This window comes from Meiothermus sp. Pnk-1 (genome assembly GCF_003226535.1).
GTDB lineage: Bacteria > Deinococcota > Deinococci > Deinococcales > Thermaceae > Allomeiothermus.
The window spans coordinates 1-15637 of record NZ_QKOB01000002.1; the positions used below are offsets into that span (position 1 = coordinate 1).

The window sequence follows — 15637 nt, forward strand, 5'->3', positions numbered from 1 at the left end:
TCCGGGATTAGCTAAGGTTTCCCCTAGTTGTCCCAGACTTTGGGGTAGATCACCCACGTGTTACTCACCCGTCCGCCACTAGCCTGACCGAAATCAGGCCCGTTCGACTTGCATGTCTTAGGCACGCCGCCAGCGTTCACCCTGAGCCAGGATCAAACTCTCCGATAGTGAACGCGGTTTTTAAACCGCATTGGTTACCCAAAGGATTGGGATTGTGGCTTTGGTGGTTCCTAACCTGTGCTTTCAAGATTCCCGCATCACCCTTAGGCGACGCAAAGAAGAGGGTATCAAAGGGGAGAGTCTATGTCAAGGGGAGAGCTCGAGCGGGGAAGCCTACAGCGGCTTTTGAGGCCTGCTACGGGCTCTCGAGCTTCGCCGTCGCCCTCAAGGAGTAGGATGGACGCCATGGACTTGTTGGTTATCGTGCCGCACCCCGACGACGAAGTCTTCGGGGCTGGAGGGACCCTCATTCAGTACGCTGAGCGGGGCCTCGAGACCGGTCTGATCACCCTGACCAAAGGCGAAGCTGGTCGCACTCTAGGGCTTTGTGCACCGGAGGAACTCGCCGCGGTTCGCGCGGAGGAGCTGCGTCGGTCGGCGGAAGTGCTTAAGGTGAGCCACTTGGAACTCTACGACTTCCCCAACGCCCGGCCCCCGATCACCCGAGAGGGAGAGGCGCGGGGAGTAGGGTTCGCCACCACCGCTGGGGTAGGGGACCACCCCGAGATCGCCGATCTTCTGCTGTGGCGCCTGGAGGTGCTGCGTCCTCGCGCTATCATCACCTTTGCGCCCAACGGCTCCAATCGTCACCCCGATCACGTGGCGACCCACCGCTGGGTCAAACGGGCGGTGGAGCGCTCGGGCCGAAGGATCTCCCTCTTCTACTACGCCCCGCTCAGACCTTTACCCGAGTTCGCCGAGGGCTGGCTGCCTCCCACCCATATCCGCCGTATTCCTCTTGAGGTACTCGCTCAGAAGCTGCGCGCGATGGCCCAACACAAGACCCAAGCGCTTTCGGTGCTTCAGTTTATGGACCGCTTCGCCGAACGCCTTTACCTCGAGAGCTTTCACCTGGCTGGCTACGAGGGACCTATCCAGGACGAGCTACTGTGGTACGCCAGGCCTTGAGCGCATTAAACTGGAGCATGCGCCGATGGGCTATCCTGCTGGGGACGCTGCTGGGCTCGGCCTTAGGCCAAGGCTTCGGCTTTGTGTACTACATGGGGTTCACCTGGACCCTACCCACCGACCTCACCGTGGTGCAGCGAGGGTATCCTGATGCGGTGGTAAAGGGGGCTGAATTCTCGGGGCGGGACTTTACCTACCCCTGGTACTACGGGGTGCGGCTATGGTACGGCGAAGCGGCGGGGCTTCGCTACGAGCTCGAGCTGATCCACCACAAGCTTTACTTCGAGGGTGCTGTGGAAAACGCCGACCTCTTCGAACGTTTCACCGTCACCGATGGGTTTAATTACTTGCTGTTCAACCTGGCTTACCCGCTGAGCGATGGCCCTTTGCGGGCGGTAGGCCGGGTAGGGGTGGGGGTGATGCTGCCCCACCCCGAGACCGAGGTGCGCGGACAAGCCTACGGTGTGGATGGGGACTGGCGCTACTACCAGTTTGGCGGATTTGGGGCCCAGGTGGGAGTATCGGTAGAGCCGGTGGGCAGCGGGCCGATCGGTCTGACCGGAAACCTCGAGGGTAAGCTCACCCTCGCCTCGAGCCGCTTCACCATCGCCAACGGCTATGCCCAGGGATTCTTCTTTAGCCTCCACGGGGTTTTGGGCGTAGGGTTGCGTAGCCCCTAATCCCTATCCGTTGGCCCGGAGCTGACGCAGCGCTTCAAACAACTGGGGCAGCCCCCGGGTTTCGGGCCCGAAAAGCAGATAATCGCCCGGTTGGTAGTGCACCTGGGTGTACTCCTGAACGGCTTTGCTGCTGAAGGCCCAGATCCTGGGGTGCCCCGCTCCCAAAGTCTCGTTGAAGGCTTCCCACGAGTCGTGCAGCACGTAACGCACGTGATCCCAGTAGTCGAGCCCGGCCCGCTTGAGCTTGGGATCTCCCCAGCGAAAACCCAAAGGGCGGATCAGGTGGAGCTCGGCTCCGGCTGCCGCGCAAGTGCGGGCAATGTTGCCCGCGTTCTGGGGAATTTCGGGTTGGTACAAGACGACCTTGAGCACCCCCCTAACTTACCCCGGGCGCCGGCGATTTACGATACCGGGGTGACAGCGGCGGTGTCCTCTTCGCCGGTGCGGATCCGGTAGACTTTTTCCACCGGCAGGACGAAGATTTTACCGTCTCCCACCTCCCCAGTGCGGGCCGCCGCCATAATGGCCCGCACCGTGGGTCCTACGAAGGCGTCCGAGACCCCGATCTCCAACCGCACCTTCTCGTGCAGTTCCATCTTGACGGTGGTGCCCCGGTAGGTTTGTACCTCGTCGGTCTCTCCTCCATGGCCCTGTACCCGGCTGATGGAAAGCCCCCGCACTTCGGCTTTGAACAGGGCCTCGAGTACCTCGTTGATCTTCTCCGGACGAACGATTGCGACCACCAGTTTCATGGGCCCTCCTATGGTCAAGCTTGGGGTTTGGGCTTGAGGGCAGCTTGCGGAAGCTCAGCTACCAAGATGGCCCCCTCCCCGCTGGTATAAGCCTCTTCCCCGTGCTGGGTCACGTCCATCCCAGTGGCCTCCTCCTTGGGGCTCGCCCTGAGCGGGGTGAGCAGTCCGATCAGCTTGAGCAGCACAAAGGTGCCCAAGGCGCTTACCATCACCGCGGTCCCGGCGGCCAGAGCTTGTACCAGCACCTGGTTGAGGTTACCTGCCACTAGCCCGTCGAACACCCCGTTGACCGACTTCTGGGCGAAGACCCCGGTCAGGATGGCCCCGGTGATTCCCCCTACTCCGTGCCCGGCGAACACATCCAGCGAATCGTCGAGCTTGCTCCGCGCCCGCCATAGCAGCACGAAGTAGCTGGGAAAAGCAGCGATAGCCCCCAGCACGATGGCAAATCCCGGAGCAATAAAGCCCGCCGCCGGGGTGATGGCGACCAACCCCACCACGATGGCGGTTGCCGCCCCCACCGCGGTGACCTTACCGCTGCGGCTCAAGTCCAGCAGGGCCCACGCCACCAAGGTAGCCATCGGGGCGAGCATAGTGTTGACGAAAGCCAAACTCCCGATCCCATTAGCGGCCAGAGCGCTTCCCCCGTTGAAGCCGAACCAACCGAACCACAGCAGGGCTGCTCCTAGAAGGGCAAAGGGAACGTTATGGGGCAGCATGGCCTGCCGGCCAAAATCCCGGCGCGGCCCCAACACCAGGGCAGCGATCAGGGCCGCCACCCCGGCGTTGATGTGCACCACTGTACCCCCGGCAAAATCCCAGGCTCCTAGCTGGGCCAGAAGACCCCCGCCCCAGACCATCTTGGCCATCACCGCGTAGACCGTGAAGCTCCATACGGTGATGAAGAGCAGATAAGCCGGGAAGCGCATACGGTCGATGATGGCTCCCGAGATGAGCGCCGCGGTGATAATACAGAAGGTCATCTGGAAGCCCATGTAGAGCAGATGAGGTATGGTGAGGACGCTATCCACCACCGAGCCTTTGTTCTCCAGCCCTACGTTATGCAAAAGGGCCAGCGACAGGTCGCCGATGAATTTATTTCCCCCGGGCGATAGGGCCAGCGAGTAACCCAGGAGGGCCCAAGCGATGCCCACGAAGCCCAGAGCGGCGAAGCTCATCATCATGGTGTTGAGGGCGCTTTTGGCCCGCACCAAACCTCCATAGAAAAAGGCCAGCCCCGGGGTCATCAGCAACACCAGCGCGGTGGATATGAGCATCCAGGCGGTGTCGGCACCCGAAAGCTGCGGAGCTTCGGCGGCAAACGCCAGTGAGCCCAGCGCAAGGGCTGCGAGTAGAGCTGTACTCCAAACGGCCATTCCATCCCCTCCCAAGATCGAGCGTACAGGAGGGGGTGCATATTGTCAACACATTTTTGCTCAAGCGTTCGATTTTTGCTTGACGATATGCAAATAGAGACGGCTAAAACTGTAGATGATATTAGAGAACTTGCTAACTGAAAACTTTTCGCCGGACAACTTGTTAAACGTAACAGCTTCTACCCTATACCCTGGCAGGGGCTCTAGACTTAAGGAGAGATGACCTCGAGGCAGCGCCGACTGCTTTACTTGCTGGCGGAGACCTACATCCGCACCCAGACCCCCGTGCCCTCAGGGATGCTGGCCGAGCGGATGGGGCTTTCCCCGGCGATGGCGCGCTACGAACTGATCGAGCTGGAACAGGCGGGACTCATCACCAAGCCGCACGCTTCGGCGGGGCGAATTCCAACCCGACAGGGGTTTCAGAGCTACGCCCTCTCGCTCTTACCCCCCAACCCCTTGCCGCAGACCACCCAGGATCAACTGGCGCAGGTGATCGAGGGGGCCGGGGCCCGACGCGAGGTGCTGCTGGTGCAGGTAGCGGCCCGGCTGTCACGCTACCCGGCGGTGTTGAGGCTCAAACCCCGCCGCGCCCCCCGCTTGCTCCAGGTCCACCTCTCCCTCCTGGGGACAGGGCAGGTGCTGGCGGTGGCAGTGCTCGAGGGGGGTCGGGTGCGTGAAGCCCGCCTAGAGGTTTCGTTCTCCCCCAGCGAAGCTCAGCTCGCCGAAGCTGAAGGGTTGCTCAAAGGGATTTTTGCGGCCGAAGCTCTTCCCACCCCATCCAATCCGGCGCTGCGCGACCTATTCGCGGCCTTGAGCCGAGCGTTCGCGCGGGGCGGCCTGGAGGAGTACCGGGAGGGCATGGGCCTTATCCTGAGTGAACCCGAGGCTCAAAATCCCGCTTTCGTGCGACAGGCTATCGAACTCTTTGAGGCCCCTAAAGACGAGCCGCTTACCCCGCCAGGTGGGGTGAACCTGCGGGTAGGGGAGGGCGGGGGGTTCTCGCTGGTGCAGGCGGGGATTGGGGTAGGCGAAGTGGTGGGCGAGCTGACCCTGCTCGGCCCGCTGCGGATGCGCTACGGGGAGGCCCTCTCGGTGGCCCACACCTTGGGCCGGGCCTACATGCGGGGTTAGTCCGACGAGGTCACGCTTCCCGGCGAACCAAGCGTTCCAGCAGCTGTAGGGTGGTTTGGGCGGCGTCCTGTTCGGGAAGCTCCGCCAAAATCGGGCGCAGGGCCTCGAGCCCTGCGGAGAGCCGGCGTTCGGCCTCCTCTCGAGCATAAGCTACCGCTCCGCTCTCCTGGAGGCGACGGTGCAGCCAGGCTACCTCCTGGGGGTTTTTGGCCTCGCGGGGGGTACGCAGCAACGTTTCCGCCCGGATGCGCTCTGGCTCGCTGGCCCGGGATAGCCAGTGCAGTAAAATCAGGGTGCGTTTTCCCTCCCAAAGGTCTCCGGCGATCTCTTTGCCGTACTTGGCGGGGTCGCCCTCGAGGTTGAGCACGTCGTCCATGATCTGAAAGCCAATCCCCAGGTTCAACCCGGCCTCGGTGTATACCTCCGGCGGCTCTTCCCCGGCGCTGAGGGCTCCCAGCCGCAAGGGGGCTACGGCGGTGTAGTAAGCGGCTTTCTGGGAGCACATCAGCAAGTAGTCTTGCTCGGTGAGGTCGAAGCGCTGCCCCTGCATCCAGCTCATCTCCAGGTGCTGCCCCTGGGCAGTGAGGTCTACCACCCGCACAAATTCGTCCAGCACCGAATAGGGAGCCCGCGCCTCGATCAGCATGGCCCACATCCGGGCGTGGAGGGCGTCTCCCGCGTTGAGGGCCAGCGGTACCCCGTAGAGGCGGTGCAGCGCGGGGCGGCCCCGGCGCTCTTCGGAGGCATCTTCGATGTCGTCGTGGATCAGGGCCCAGTTTTGGAACAGCTCAAGCGCAGCGGCTACCGGCAAAAGCCGCTCAAACTTGGCCCCAAAGGCCAACCCGGAATACACCAGGAGCATACCCCGCAGCATCTTGCCGCCGCGCTCGGGGTAATCGCGCAGCATCCGAGCATACTCCGCCAGCTCCGCCCGCTCGGCTTGTGTGGGATGAGGTAGGGCCGCAAGCATCCGGGCCTGGATTTGGGCGCGGAGGTCGTGGGGGTTCACGCATCTATGCTACAAGGAGGGTGTCGCACACCATAAACGCGGGGAATCACCAGGTGGTATAGACGCTTTTGCGGGCCTATACTTGGCTCCATGACCCGTAATGCCTATGGCTGGCTTTACGACAGGATCTATAGCTATAAGGATTACCGGGCCGAGGCCGGGGCTGTCCATGCGCTGATCCAGCGGGTAAATCCGGGGGCAAAAAGCTTGCTCGAGGTGGCCTGTGGCACCGGGAAGCACCTCGAGCACCTAAAAGCCCACTACCAGGCGGTCGGGCTCGACCTCGAGACAGAACAGCTCGAGGAGGCCCGCCGGCGCAACCCCGAGGTTCCCTTCTACCAAGGGGATATGCGGACGTTCGACCTGGGGCGCACCTTCGACGCGGTGACCTGTTTGTTCAGCGCCATTGGATACGCAGGTGGCGTGGAGGGGCTCGAGGCGGCGGTATGCACGATGGCCCGCCACTTGAACCCCGGTGGGGTATTGTTGCTGGAGCCCTGGCTCTTGCCCGAAGTATGGCAGAATAACCGCCCCCACGCACTTTTTGTCGATGAACCCGACCTCAAGGTGGCCCGGATGAACGTGAGCCGCCAGGAGGGGCGCGAGAGCGTGCTCGAGTTCCATTACTTGATCGCCACCCCCCAAGGCGTCGAGAGCTTCACCGAGGAGTTGCGCCTGTTTTTGTTCACCCAGGAGGAGTACCTGGAGGCGTTTAGAAGGGCGGGGCTCGAGGTCGAACACGACCCCCAGGGGCTTACCGGGCGGGGGCTATATGTGGGGAAGAAAGCGTAGATACCCCCGGCTTGCCAAGGGGGCAGCCTGTATGCGACTATGAGGGACCGAGGAGGTAAACCGCAGATGATGATCCCGCATTGCTACCTATCTGCCGAAGCCTTGGGCGTCGTCGAAGCGGTATCCCTTCGGGTTGTTACGCTATCAACATAACGAAGTACGCGTATATGTCCGGGGGGATACCAAAACCCCCGGACGTTGTTTTGGTATGACCGAGCCACCCTGGACTCGAGCCCAAAGGAGCCCCCGCATGAACCCCAACCTCAAAATTCGCCCCTTCGACTTCAGCGAAGCTGATTACGCCGCTTATGTGGCAATCTACAACGCCGCCCATCCCGAGGCGAACCGTACCGTGGAGAACCTGCGCTTTCTGGACCGGACGCGCAAACCCGAAGACCTGCCGACCCGTTTCCTGGCCGAAGACCAGGGCCGGGCGGTAGGGCTCGTCTCCTATGAGCGCCCCTTCTACAACCCAGGGCCAGACCGCCACCCCTCGCTCCGCTCGGCGAAACCACGCCTCGAGGTGCATTACCGGGTGCGTCCCGGCTACGAGGCCCTCGCCGAGCCCTTGTGGGGTTTCCTGATGGAGCAGCTCAGGCCCCACACGCCGACCCTCCTGATGACCCAGGGCCGCGAGGACTGGCCCGAGGTGGCTTTTTACCTGCGCCAAGGGTTCCGCGAGCTAGACCGGATGTGGGCTTCCACCCTCGACCTCGAGACCTTCGACCCCAAGCCGCTCGAGCGCCCCCTAGCCCAAGGCATTACCCTCAGCACCCTGAGCGAGTTGCCCTACCGGGACAAGGCCTGGCTGCGCCAGCACTACGAACTCATCATCGAACTGTTGCAAGGCGTGCCCTCCGCCGAACCGGTGGTGCCCTGGGACTTCGAGACCTGGCTCGAGCGGACCCTACAGAGTCCGGATTTACTCCCTGAGGGCTACTTCATCGCTGTGGAGGGGGAACGGCAGGTGGGAGTGTCCCAGCTCTGGAAGTCGAGCCGCCCGCAGACCCTCCAGACTGGGTTAACCGGGGTGCTGGCCTCCTACCGCCGCCGGGGAATCGCCTTGGCCCTCAAGCTCCAGGCCGCCCGCTTCGCCAAAGCCTATGGGGTGCGCTACCTCCGCACCAATAACCACTCGGTCAATCGGCCCATGCTCGCTATCAACGAGGCGATGGGCTTTGTCAAGGAACCGGCCTTCGTCACCTTGGTGAAGGAGATGACATGACCGCCCAGCTGATGATTCGATTTTTCACCCAAGACGACTACCCGGCTATTGCCGAACTGCTCACTGCCGTTTGGCCCGAGTACCCCACCACCGCCGAGGCCATGGCCCACGATGACGGCACGAACCCCCAGTATATCCGCTGGAACCGCCTGGTGGCCCTGGAAGACGGCAAGATCGTCGGGCAGGCTGAGTATACCCAGTTTCTCGGCATGTACCACCCGCAGAAGTTTGGGCTGTGGGTCTCGGTGCACCCCCTGCACCGCCAACGCGGGATCGGAAAGCTGCTCTACGCCGCGGCGCTGAAGGCCCTCGAGCCCTACGACCCGATCTCGCTGCTCACTTCTACCCGCGAAGATCAAACCGGCGCGATTCACTGGCTCCACTTCCTCGGCTTCCAGGAGGTCAAACGCTACTGGGAATCGCGGCTGGAGGTGAATAGCTTCGACCCCGTGCCCTTCGCCGGGGCCGAGGAGAAGGTACGGCAGCACGGCCTGGAGATCACCACGCTGGCCGAACTCGCCGCGCTCGAGCCGGAAACCTATCAGCGGAAGTTTTATGACCTATGGTGCGAGGTTCGAGAGGACGTCCCACGCCCCGAACCCGCCACCCCGGTGAGCTTCGAGGAGTTCCACAAGTGGACCTTCGAGAGCCCTCGGCTGTTGCCGAAAGGGACGTTTGTTGCGGTGGACCCCCGCACGGGAGCCTACGTGGGCCTGAGCCAGCTCTGGAAGCCAGCGGGCGGCGAGCACCTCGAGACCGGCCTAACCGGCGTCCGCCGAGCCTATCGCCGTAAGGGGCTGGCCTTGGCGATGAAGCTCCGCGCGGTGGAGTACGCCAAGCACGTAGGAGCCCCGGAGATCCGCACCGGGAACGAGTCCAACAACCGCCCGATGCTGGCCATCAACGAGGCCCTGGGCTTCAAGAAACAGCCGGCCTGGATTGATTTTGTCAAGGTGCTGAAAGAAAAATGATGTTCACCTCGAGACCTTACCAACCCCCCGACCTCGAGCGCCTCTGCGCTTTCCTGGCGCGGTGCCACCAGATGTCAGCCGTGCCCGATGCGTTCATCCACCCCGGAGACCTGGTCTGGCGCACGCTCCAAGACGCCCACTACCGGCCCGAGCGGGGGATGCGCGTCTGGGAAACGGGGGGTGAGACCGCGGGCTTTGTCTGGCAGAAACAGCTGAGCTTGGACTTCGCCGCAGCCCCTTGGCTGGCCCGGGAACAGCGGCGAGCGCTGATGGCCGCCATGCTGGCCTACGCCGAGCGGCAAGCGCGCGCCTGGGGCCTTGAGGGAAGGCTCTTCACCAGCGTCTCGGAGAACGACCGGGAGTCCGCCTCCGTCTTGGAGAGCGCCGGGTACGCGCGTGACGACGACGTCATGTACTCCCTCGAGCGTTCCCTGCGCGAAGAGATTCCCGCCCCTCAACTGGCCGAGGGCTTTGGGGTGCGCCACCCCGAAGCGCACGAACTCGCGGAGCGGGTGGAGCTACACCGCGAGGTCTGGCACCCCTCGAGGTTCACCCTGGAGAGCTATCTGAATATCCGCTCAGCCCCTGTTTACCGCCCTGACCTCGACCTGGTGACGCTGACCCCCGAGGGTCGGTTCGCCTCGTACTGCGTCGTCTGGTACGACCCCCTCAACCGGGTGGGCGAGTTCGAGCCGGTGGGAACCCGCAAAGCCTGGGAGCGCAGGGGGTTGGGCAAGGCCGTGCTCATGGAGGGCTTCCGGCGGCTGCGAAAGCTGGGGGCCAAGAAGGCCGTCGTCTATTGCTACGAGGACAACCTGGCCTTTTACCGATCGGCTGGGTTTGAGGAGTTCAACCGCTGGTGGGGGTTCAGCAAGCCGTTGTGAGCCTCGCGCCCGCCCTGGTCAAAGAAGGGGCGTAGGCCAGAGTTCAGAGCAGGCATAATAAAGACCATGAGCTTTCCCTATCTCCAACTCGAGGGTGACCCCTACACCCAGGGGCTCACCCAAGGCCAACGGCTCGGGCCGCAGATCGGGCACAATCTGGAGGTCTACTTCCGCCGCTTTGAGGTGGAGGGAAAGCTGCACCGCAGGGCTGTACTCGAGCGCTCGGAGCGCTATCTGAAAGCCCTCGGCCGCCAAAACCCCGACTACTTCGCCGGAATGAAGGGCCTCGCCGACGGGGCGGGCTTCGACCTGCTGGAGATCGGAGCTCTGAATTTCCGCTACGAGATCCTCTATCACCAGTTCGCCCATGAGCCCCCCCAGGGCTGCACCGCCTTTGCCGTGCTGCCGAGCGCGAGCGCCGATGGGGCTTTGTGGATGGGGCAAAACTGGGACTGGATGATAGGCGTGAAGGGGGCCCTGCTCCACACCCGCCACCCCGACGGCCTCGAGACCCTCTCCTTCACCGAGGCGGGGATCTTCGGCGGGAAGATCGGGATGAACTCTGCCGGGCTAGGGCTGTGCATCAACGGCCTGGTCTCCGCGGACGACGACTGGTCTCGGCTGGGCAAGCCCTTTCACCTGCGTACCTACGAGGTGCTGCGTTCGCGCACCCTCGAAGAGGCCATCGCCAAGGCTACCGAGGAACCCCGTTCGGGCTCGGCCAATTTTCTCCTCGGTCAGGGCGAAAAGGCGGTGAACTTAGAGACTGCCCCCCATGCGCTGATCCGGCTCGAGGGGGAGCGCCTGGTCCACGCCAACCACTTCCTCGACCCCCAGCGGTACGGAGTCCGGCTCTCGCCGGTGGAGTGGTTGGACCGCTCCCATCACCGCCACCGCCGGCTAGAGGCGCTGATTGCCCAGAAGAAGCCGGGGCTCGAGGACTTCAAAGCGGCCCTCGCCGACGGCGAGGGCCACCCCTACGCGGTCTGCCGCTACCCCAGCCCGGAGGAGTTTGAGCTGGGCGAGCCCTACCAGACGGTGGCCTCAGTGATCATGAACCTGAACACGCGCGAGATGTGGATCTCGGACGGGCCGCCGGACCGGAACCCATACGAGCGGTACCGCTTCTGAATTATGATCGTCGCCCAAACCGACCGGCTCCTCCTGCGCCACTTTCACCTTCTCGATGCCCAGGCCCTATACGGGGTCTTCGGCGACCCCGAGGTGATGCGCTTTAGCCAGGGCGGCCCCCAGACTGCGGAGTGGGTGCAGGGCTGGCTCGAGCGCCAACTGGAAAACTACGCCCGGTGGGGCTTTGGCCGGTACGCCGTGCTCGAGCGCGACCGCCGGGAAGTGATCGGGTACTGTGGCCTGGCCTTCCACCCCGACCTGGGGGGGCGGCCCGAAGTGGATCTGGGCTACCGCTTGCTGCGCCGGAGCTGGGGGCACGGCTACGCCACCGAAGCGGCCCGCGCGGTGGTCGCTTACGCCTTCAACACCCTGGCCCTAGGCCGCCTGGTCGCCACCATAGACCCCCAGAACCTGGCCTCGCTGCGGGTGGCGGAGAACATCGGGATGCGCTACGAAAAAGATCTAATGCTCGAGGGCTATACCCATCCCGATCGCCTTTACGTAATCACGCCCCAGGACTTTGCCCCGTAGCCCTGGGGAAAGATGTCCGCGGGCTACAATGGGGGCATGGCGCTCATCAAGATAGCCCAGGGCGACCTCACCGAGTTCACCGGGGATGCTATCGTGAACGCGGCCAACAACTATCTCCAGCTCGGTGCGGGGGTAGCGGGGGCCATCCGTCGCAAGGGGGGGCCGCGGATCCAGGAGGAGTGCGACCGCATCGGCAAGATCGGGGTAGGCGAGGCCGCCGTGACCGGGGCTGGAAATCTGCCGGTCAGGTATGTCATCCACGCCGCCGTGCTGGGGGACCAACCCGCGACCCTCGAGACGGTTCGTCAGGCCACCCGTAGCGCTCTGCGGCTGGCCCAGGCCAAGGGCCTCGAGACCCTGGCCTTTCCCTTGTTGGGAACTGGGGTGGGAGGGTTGCCGGTGGAAGCGGTGGCCAAGGTGATGCTCGAGGAGATCAAAGCCGCCCCCGACACGCTCACCGTCACCCTCTACGGCTTCCGCCCCGAGGACGCGGAGGCCATCCGCCGGGCGCTGTAGTGCCAGCTTGTTAGCTTACGCGTTGAGCCTGGGGCGGTTTGCGTATAGCCTAGGGGCTGTGCGCCTTTTGCGCTTGCGGCAGACCCATTTTCGCAACCTGAAGTCCCCGGAGTTCGCCCCTCCGCCGGGGCTTACCACGGTGGTGGGCGGCAACGCGCAGGGCAAGAGCAACCTGCTCGAGGCCATCTACCTAGCCTTGGGCGGCGAGCTCAAAAACGGCCTCTCCGAGCGGATCGCCTTCGGGCAGACCGAGGCTTGGGTCTATGCCGAGATCGAGACCCAGTTTGGCCTGAGCCGCCTGGAGAACAAGCTCTCCTTGCCCCGCTCCGGCTCATCGGGCGGACGTGAACTGTGGCTCAACGAGGCGAGCGCTAGCCTCAAGGAGTTCGCCCAGTTGCCGGGGGCGGTGTTGCTGGGGCCAGACGACTTGGATCTGGTGCTGGGCCCCCCGGAGGAGCGCCGCCGCTTTCTCGACTTGCTGTTGTCGCGCTTCTCGGCCCGCTACCGCGCGGTGCTCTCGGCGTACTCGCGGGCGTTACAACAGCGCAACGCCCTGCTCAAGATGGGGGGCAAGGGGCTCGCGGTGTGGAACGCCGAGCTGGCCAAGTATGGCGCCGAGATCCTCAGCCTGCGGCGGCGGATGCTGAGAAAGCTCTCTCCGTTGGCCCGTGAGGCGTACCGCGAGCTGGCTCCCGGCGAACTCCACCTCGAGCTGCTGGAAACCACCCCCCCCGAGGAGTTTTTACCCGCCCTCGAGGACACCATGCAGCAAGACCTCGAGCGCGGGGCGACCAGCATCGGCCCCCACCGCGACGATCTGGCGATGCGCTTGGATGGGCGCGACGCTTTGAAGTTCGCCAGCCGCGGCGAAGCCCGTTCGATCGCCTTGGCCTTGCGCCTGGGCGAGCACCGCCTCTTGTGGCAGCACTACGACGAGGCTCCGCTCTTGCTGGTGGATGAGTGGCATACCGAACTCGACCCGCGCCGCCGAGGGGCCTTGCTCAGCTATGCCCAGAGCCTGCCCCAGGCCATCCTGGCCGGGCTCGAGGCTCCCGAAAACGGCGGAGCGGTGGTCTGGATCGAGGCGGGGGTGTGGGGCTAGACCTCAAAACAGCAGCCGTAGCCCGCCTAGGAGGGCCAGCCCCAGCACCAACCGCTCAAAGAGCGCCTGGTCCATCTGGCGAAGCATCCAGCGCCCCCACAAGGCCCCCACCCCCACCGCGGGGGCCAGCAGCAAGTCGACCTGCAAGGTCTGCCAGCTGATCAGGCCGAGCCCCACCGCGAACGGTAGCTTGAAGAGGTTGACGGCCAGAAAAAACCAGGCGGTGGTGCCTACGAACTCGAGCTTGTCTAGCCGCATGGCCAACAGATAGAGGGTGGTGAACGGCCCGGCGGCGTTGGCTACCATCGTGGTGACGCCGGCCGATAGGCCCATGCCGAGGGTGAACACCCAAGAGGCCGAAGGTAGATTCCCTGTCGGGACGGCGTACCGCCGTACACCTACAAGTGGGGGGCGATCCCGGAAACGCTGCGCGAGCTGGTAGACCGTCATCGCCACGATCAACCCCCCGATCACCCCCCGAAGCTCGGCGTCGTCGATCACGGCCAGCACTCCCACCCCCAGCAGGATGCCTGCAGCGGTCCAAGGGAAAAGCCGCCAAAGCCGCGGCCAGTTGACGTGCTGGCGCAGCAATGTCACCGCCAGGAGGTCACCTACGATCAGCACCGGGAGCAGCGCCCCGGTGGACTCCCTGGCCGGGAAGATCTGGGCGAAAAGGGCAACCGCCAGGATTCCTCCGCCGGGCACCCCCGACTTCGAGGCTCCTACAATTAAGGCCGCAAGGACGGCTACAGACCAAGATGCTGGGGTCAGTTCCACCGAGCTTGACCTCCCCGCTTTGCGGCGAAAGCGGCGTCTCGGCTCTCAACATACCGCCTCCCCCTCCCAGTAGACTAAGCCCCGATGGTTAGGCGCAGCTCCAACGTCCACCGGCCCGCCGAACTTCTGGGAAAAATTCTCAAGACCCATGGCCTCGAGCACGGCTTCAGGCGGGGCAAGGCGCTGGCCCTTTGGCCCAAGGTGGCGGGGGAGATGCTGGCCCAGATGAGCGAGGCAGCCGCACTCGAGGACGGCGTGTTGATGGTCTATGTTCCTGATTCGGCGGCGGCCTTTCACCTCAAATTCCAGCGCGAGGAATTCCTCAGGCGCTATGAAAAGCACCTGCCTGGCACCGTAACCGATATCCGCTTTCGGGAAAGGCGCTTGGTGGGCAAAGCGGCGGACAAGGCCCAGCCCGCCCCTCCACCCCCCCTCTCCCCCGAGGAGGAGGCGCGGTTGCGGGCTTTGGCCGACAAGACCCCCGGGGAACTCAAGGCTGCCGTGTACCGGGCCGCCCGGGCGGTCTTGCAGCGGCAAAAGCTCTCTCCGCATCCTCCCTGCGTGATCTGTGGCTCGCCTGAGCCGGAAAACCCCTGTAAAAACTGCCAGCGGCTCCTGGGAGACCCCGCCGTAAAGCGCGAGGCCAGTCGGCTCATCCGCAAGCCGCTCCACCCCCGGCTCGAGGGGGAACCCCTCCAGGCGGCCAAATATCTGGCTCAGATGCGCCTCGAGGCCCAGCTTCGCGAGTTGCTCCCGCAGGTGGTCAAGGAGCCCCATCTGGTAGCGGTTTTGCAGGATACGGCCCGCCGCTACTTGCAACTTCGCGCGGGACAGCCCGAGGTCAGACCCTATCTCCACCTCCTCCCCGAGACCTTGCGCCAGTTCCTCAAAGAGCTCTAGGCGCTACAGCTCATACTGGTGTGCGGTGAGGGCCAGACGGCGGCGGCGCTCCTCGTAGTCGGGCATGATTTGGCCCAGCAGACGCCAGAAAGCGGGAGAGTGGTCGAAGATGAGCAAATGGCATACCTCGTGGGCTACCACGTAATCGAGGAGGAGCGAAGGGGCCATCATGAGCCGCCAGTTGAAGCGCAGCTCGCCCTTGAGGTTGCAGCTACCCCACCGCGAGCGCTGGTCGCGGATATACACCGCTTGGGGGGTGCGGCCGAGCTGTCGGCTGTAAAACTCCACCCGCGCGGGAATGCGCTCGAGGGCTCGGCCTTCATACCAGACCTCGAGGAGTTTGCGGGCGGTGCTGGCGGTGTTGGCCCAAACCTGAAAGCTACCGCCCCATAGCCGTATGGCAGGCCCCTCTTCCTCCGGTAAGCGCTCGAGGGTATAGCGCCGCCCCAGGTATAAAAGCGGTTCCCCGGTCGTGAATTTGCGCCTTGGCGGCAAGCCCATCTTGGCGAACTCGTTCTGCTTTTTCACGATCCAGGGGGCTTTGGAGAGCACGAAATCCTGCAAGGTTTCTAGGCGAACTCGATGAGGAGCGCTTACCAGTACCCGCTCGGCGTCCACCTGCAGGCCCACGGTGCGCCGCCTGGAACTGCGCCGGATCTCAAAGACGATCCGGCGCTGCCCAAACTTGACCTGGCCCCGCTCTTTATCCACTGCCCGCACCGTTTTCAC

At 64.0% G+C, this 15637-nt stretch carries 17 protein-coding genes, 1 rRNA gene and 1 pseudogene; 12 read left to right on the top strand and 7 right to left on the bottom strand.

What is annotated here, in order from left to right; translation table 11 throughout:
* Positions 1–168, bottom strand: a 16S ribosomal RNA gene (locus tag DNA98_RS02815); the annotation flags it as partial.
* A gap of 237 nt (positions 169–405) precedes the next feature.
* On the opposite strand from DNA98_RS02815, the gene DNA98_RS02820 reads away from it, so the two are divergent.
* Positions 406–1128 carry a PIG-L deacetylase family protein gene (locus tag DNA98_RS02820; RefSeq protein ID WP_110525453.1) on the top strand — a complete coding sequence of 241 codons (723 nt, stop codon included), beginning with the start codon at positions 406–408 and terminating at the stop codon, positions 1126–1128.
* Positions 1129–1145: 17 nt separating this feature from the next.
* Positions 1146–1808 carry a hypothetical protein gene (locus tag DNA98_RS02825; protein ID WP_110525456.1) on the top strand — a complete coding sequence of 221 codons (663 nt, stop codon included), beginning with the start codon at positions 1146–1148 and terminating at the stop codon, positions 1806–1808.
* A 45-nt stretch (positions 1809–1853) separates the two neighbouring features.
* On the opposite strand, the pseudogene DNA98_RS02830 reads toward DNA98_RS02825, so the two are convergent.
* The 3 genes and pseudogenes from DNA98_RS02830 to DNA98_RS02840 form a co-directional block, all read right to left on the bottom strand.
* Positions 1854–2180 (bottom strand): annotated as a pseudogene (locus tag DNA98_RS02830) (tRNA (cytidine(34)-2'-O)-methyltransferase); the annotation flags it as partial.
* Between the two features lie 29 nt (positions 2181–2209).
* Positions 2210–2560: a P-II family nitrogen regulator gene (locus DNA98_RS02835; protein WP_110525462.1), complete on the bottom strand. Its 351-nt coding sequence runs from the start codon at positions 2558–2560 to the stop codon at positions 2210–2212.
* A 14-nt stretch (positions 2561–2574) separates the two neighbouring features.
* Entirely contained in the window at positions 2575–3936 is a 1362-nt protein-coding gene (locus DNA98_RS02840; protein WP_110525466.1) for an ammonium transporter, read from the bottom strand.
* 219 nt (positions 3937–4155) lie between these two features.
* Here DNA98_RS02840 and DNA98_RS02845 point away from each other — a divergent pair, with 219 nt between their 5' ends.
* Positions 4156–5070 (top strand): HrcA family transcriptional regulator, encoded by a 915-nt coding sequence (locus tag DNA98_RS02845; protein WP_110525469.1) that lies wholly within the window; start codon positions 4156–4158, stop codon positions 5068–5070.
* A 10-nt stretch (positions 5071–5080) separates the two neighbouring features.
* Here the strand turns inward: DNA98_RS02845 and DNA98_RS02850 are convergent, their stop codons facing one another.
* Positions 5081–6040, bottom strand: coding sequence for a polyprenyl synthetase family protein (locus DNA98_RS02850; RefSeq protein WP_110526475.1), 960 nt, complete (start codon positions 6038–6040; stop codon positions 5081–5083).
* Positions 6041–6169: 129 nt separating this feature from the next.
* Between DNA98_RS02850 and DNA98_RS02855 the strand changes: the two genes are divergently transcribed.
* The 8 genes from DNA98_RS02855 (at position 6170) to recF (ending at position 13231) form a co-directional block, all read left to right on the top strand.
* A complete protein-coding gene (locus DNA98_RS02855) occupies positions 6170–6871 on the top strand; it encodes a class I SAM-dependent methyltransferase (RefSeq protein ID WP_110525472.1) in 702 nt (233 codons plus the stop codon).
* A gap of 250 nt (positions 6872–7121) precedes the next feature.
* A complete protein-coding gene (locus tag DNA98_RS02860; RefSeq protein WP_110525475.1) occupies positions 7122–8096 on the top strand; it encodes a GNAT family N-acetyltransferase in 975 nt (324 codons plus the stop codon).
* The gene (locus tag DNA98_RS02865; protein ID WP_110525478.1) at positions 8093–9067 is read left to right on the top strand and encodes a GNAT family N-acetyltransferase; all 975 of its coding nucleotides are present in this window, start codon (positions 8093–8095) and stop codon (positions 9065–9067) included. Before DNA98_RS02860 ends, DNA98_RS02865 begins: the two co-directional genes overlap by 4 nt.
* Complete coding sequence (locus tag DNA98_RS02870) at positions 9064–9951, top strand: N-acetyltransferase (protein ID WP_110525482.1); 888 nt, start codon at positions 9064–9066, stop codon at positions 9949–9951. Before DNA98_RS02865 ends, DNA98_RS02870 begins: the two co-directional genes overlap by 4 nt.
* A gap of 66 nt (positions 9952–10017) precedes the next feature.
* Positions 10018–11082: a C45 family peptidase gene (locus DNA98_RS02875; RefSeq protein WP_110525484.1), complete on the top strand. Its 1065-nt coding sequence runs from the start codon at positions 10018–10020 to the stop codon at positions 11080–11082.
* Positions 11083–11085: 3 nt separating this feature from the next.
* A complete protein-coding gene (locus tag DNA98_RS02880; protein WP_110525487.1) occupies positions 11086–11613 on the top strand; it encodes a GNAT family N-acetyltransferase in 528 nt (175 codons plus the stop codon).
* 36 nt (positions 11614–11649) lie between these two features.
* Positions 11650–12129 (top strand): macro domain-containing protein, encoded by a 480-nt coding sequence (locus DNA98_RS02885; protein WP_110525491.1) that lies wholly within the window; start codon positions 11650–11652, stop codon positions 12127–12129.
* 58 nt (positions 12130–12187) lie between these two features.
* Positions 12188–13231 (top strand): DNA replication and repair protein RecF, encoded by a 1044-nt coding sequence (gene recF, locus DNA98_RS02890; protein ID WP_110525495.1) that lies wholly within the window; start codon positions 12188–12190, stop codon positions 13229–13231.
* 3 nt (positions 13232–13234) lie between these two features.
* Here the strand turns inward: recF and DNA98_RS02895 are convergent, their stop codons facing one another.
* Positions 13235–14008, bottom strand: coding sequence for a sulfite exporter TauE/SafE family protein (locus DNA98_RS02895; RefSeq protein ID WP_110525499.1), 774 nt, complete (start codon positions 14006–14008; stop codon positions 13235–13237).
* Between the two features lie 84 nt (positions 14009–14092).
* On the opposite strand from DNA98_RS02895, the gene DNA98_RS02900 reads away from it, so the two are divergent.
* Positions 14093–14908 carry a DUF721 domain-containing protein gene (locus tag DNA98_RS02900; protein WP_110525502.1) on the top strand — a complete coding sequence of 272 codons (816 nt, stop codon included), beginning with the start codon at positions 14093–14095 and terminating at the stop codon, positions 14906–14908.
* A 3-nt stretch (positions 14909–14911) separates the two neighbouring features.
* Here DNA98_RS02900 and DNA98_RS02905 read toward each other — a convergent pair whose 3' ends face one another.
* On the bottom strand, positions 14912–15637 hold the full coding sequence (locus DNA98_RS02905; RefSeq protein ID WP_233493043.1) for a M48 family metallopeptidase: 726 nt from the start codon (positions 15635–15637) through the stop codon (positions 14912–14914).

Coding starts and splice junctions, on each gene's coding strand:
- DNA98_RS02820 (WP_110525453.1), top strand. CDS start 406: ATGGACTTGTTGGTTATCGTGCCGCACCCCGACGACGAAGTCTTCGGG.
- DNA98_RS02825 (WP_110525456.1), top strand. CDS start 1,146: ATGCGCCGATGGGCTATCCTGCTGGGGACGCTGCTGGGCTCGGCCTTA.
- DNA98_RS02835 (WP_110525462.1), bottom strand. CDS start 2,560: ATGAAACTGGTGGTCGCAATCGTTCGTCCGGAGAAGATCAACGAGGTA.
- DNA98_RS02840 (WP_110525466.1), bottom strand. CDS start 3,936: ATGGCCGTTTGGAGTACAGCTCTACTCGCAGCCCTTGCGCTGGGCTCA.
- DNA98_RS02845 (WP_110525469.1), top strand. CDS start 4,156: ATGACCTCGAGGCAGCGCCGACTGCTTTACTTGCTGGCGGAGACCTAC.
- DNA98_RS02850 (WP_110526475.1), bottom strand. CDS start 6,040: ATGCTTGCGGCCCTACCTCATCCCACACAAGCCGAGCGGGCGGAGCTG.
- DNA98_RS02855 (WP_110525472.1), top strand. CDS start 6,170: ATGACCCGTAATGCCTATGGCTGGCTTTACGACAGGATCTATAGCTAT.
- DNA98_RS02860 (WP_110525475.1), top strand. CDS start 7,122: ATGAACCCCAACCTCAAAATTCGCCCCTTCGACTTCAGCGAAGCTGAT.
- DNA98_RS02865 (WP_110525478.1), top strand. CDS start 8,093: ATGACCGCCCAGCTGATGATTCGATTTTTCACCCAAGACGACTACCCG.
- DNA98_RS02870 (WP_110525482.1), top strand. CDS start 9,064: ATGATGTTCACCTCGAGACCTTACCAACCCCCCGACCTCGAGCGCCTC.
- DNA98_RS02875 (WP_110525484.1), top strand. CDS start 10,018: ATGAGCTTTCCCTATCTCCAACTCGAGGGTGACCCCTACACCCAGGGG.
- DNA98_RS02880 (WP_110525487.1), top strand. CDS start 11,086: ATGATCGTCGCCCAAACCGACCGGCTCCTCCTGCGCCACTTTCACCTT.
- DNA98_RS02885 (WP_110525491.1), top strand. CDS start 11,650: ATGGCGCTCATCAAGATAGCCCAGGGCGACCTCACCGAGTTCACCGGG.
- DNA98_RS02900 (WP_110525502.1), top strand. CDS start 14,093: ATGGTTAGGCGCAGCTCCAACGTCCACCGGCCCGCCGAACTTCTGGGA.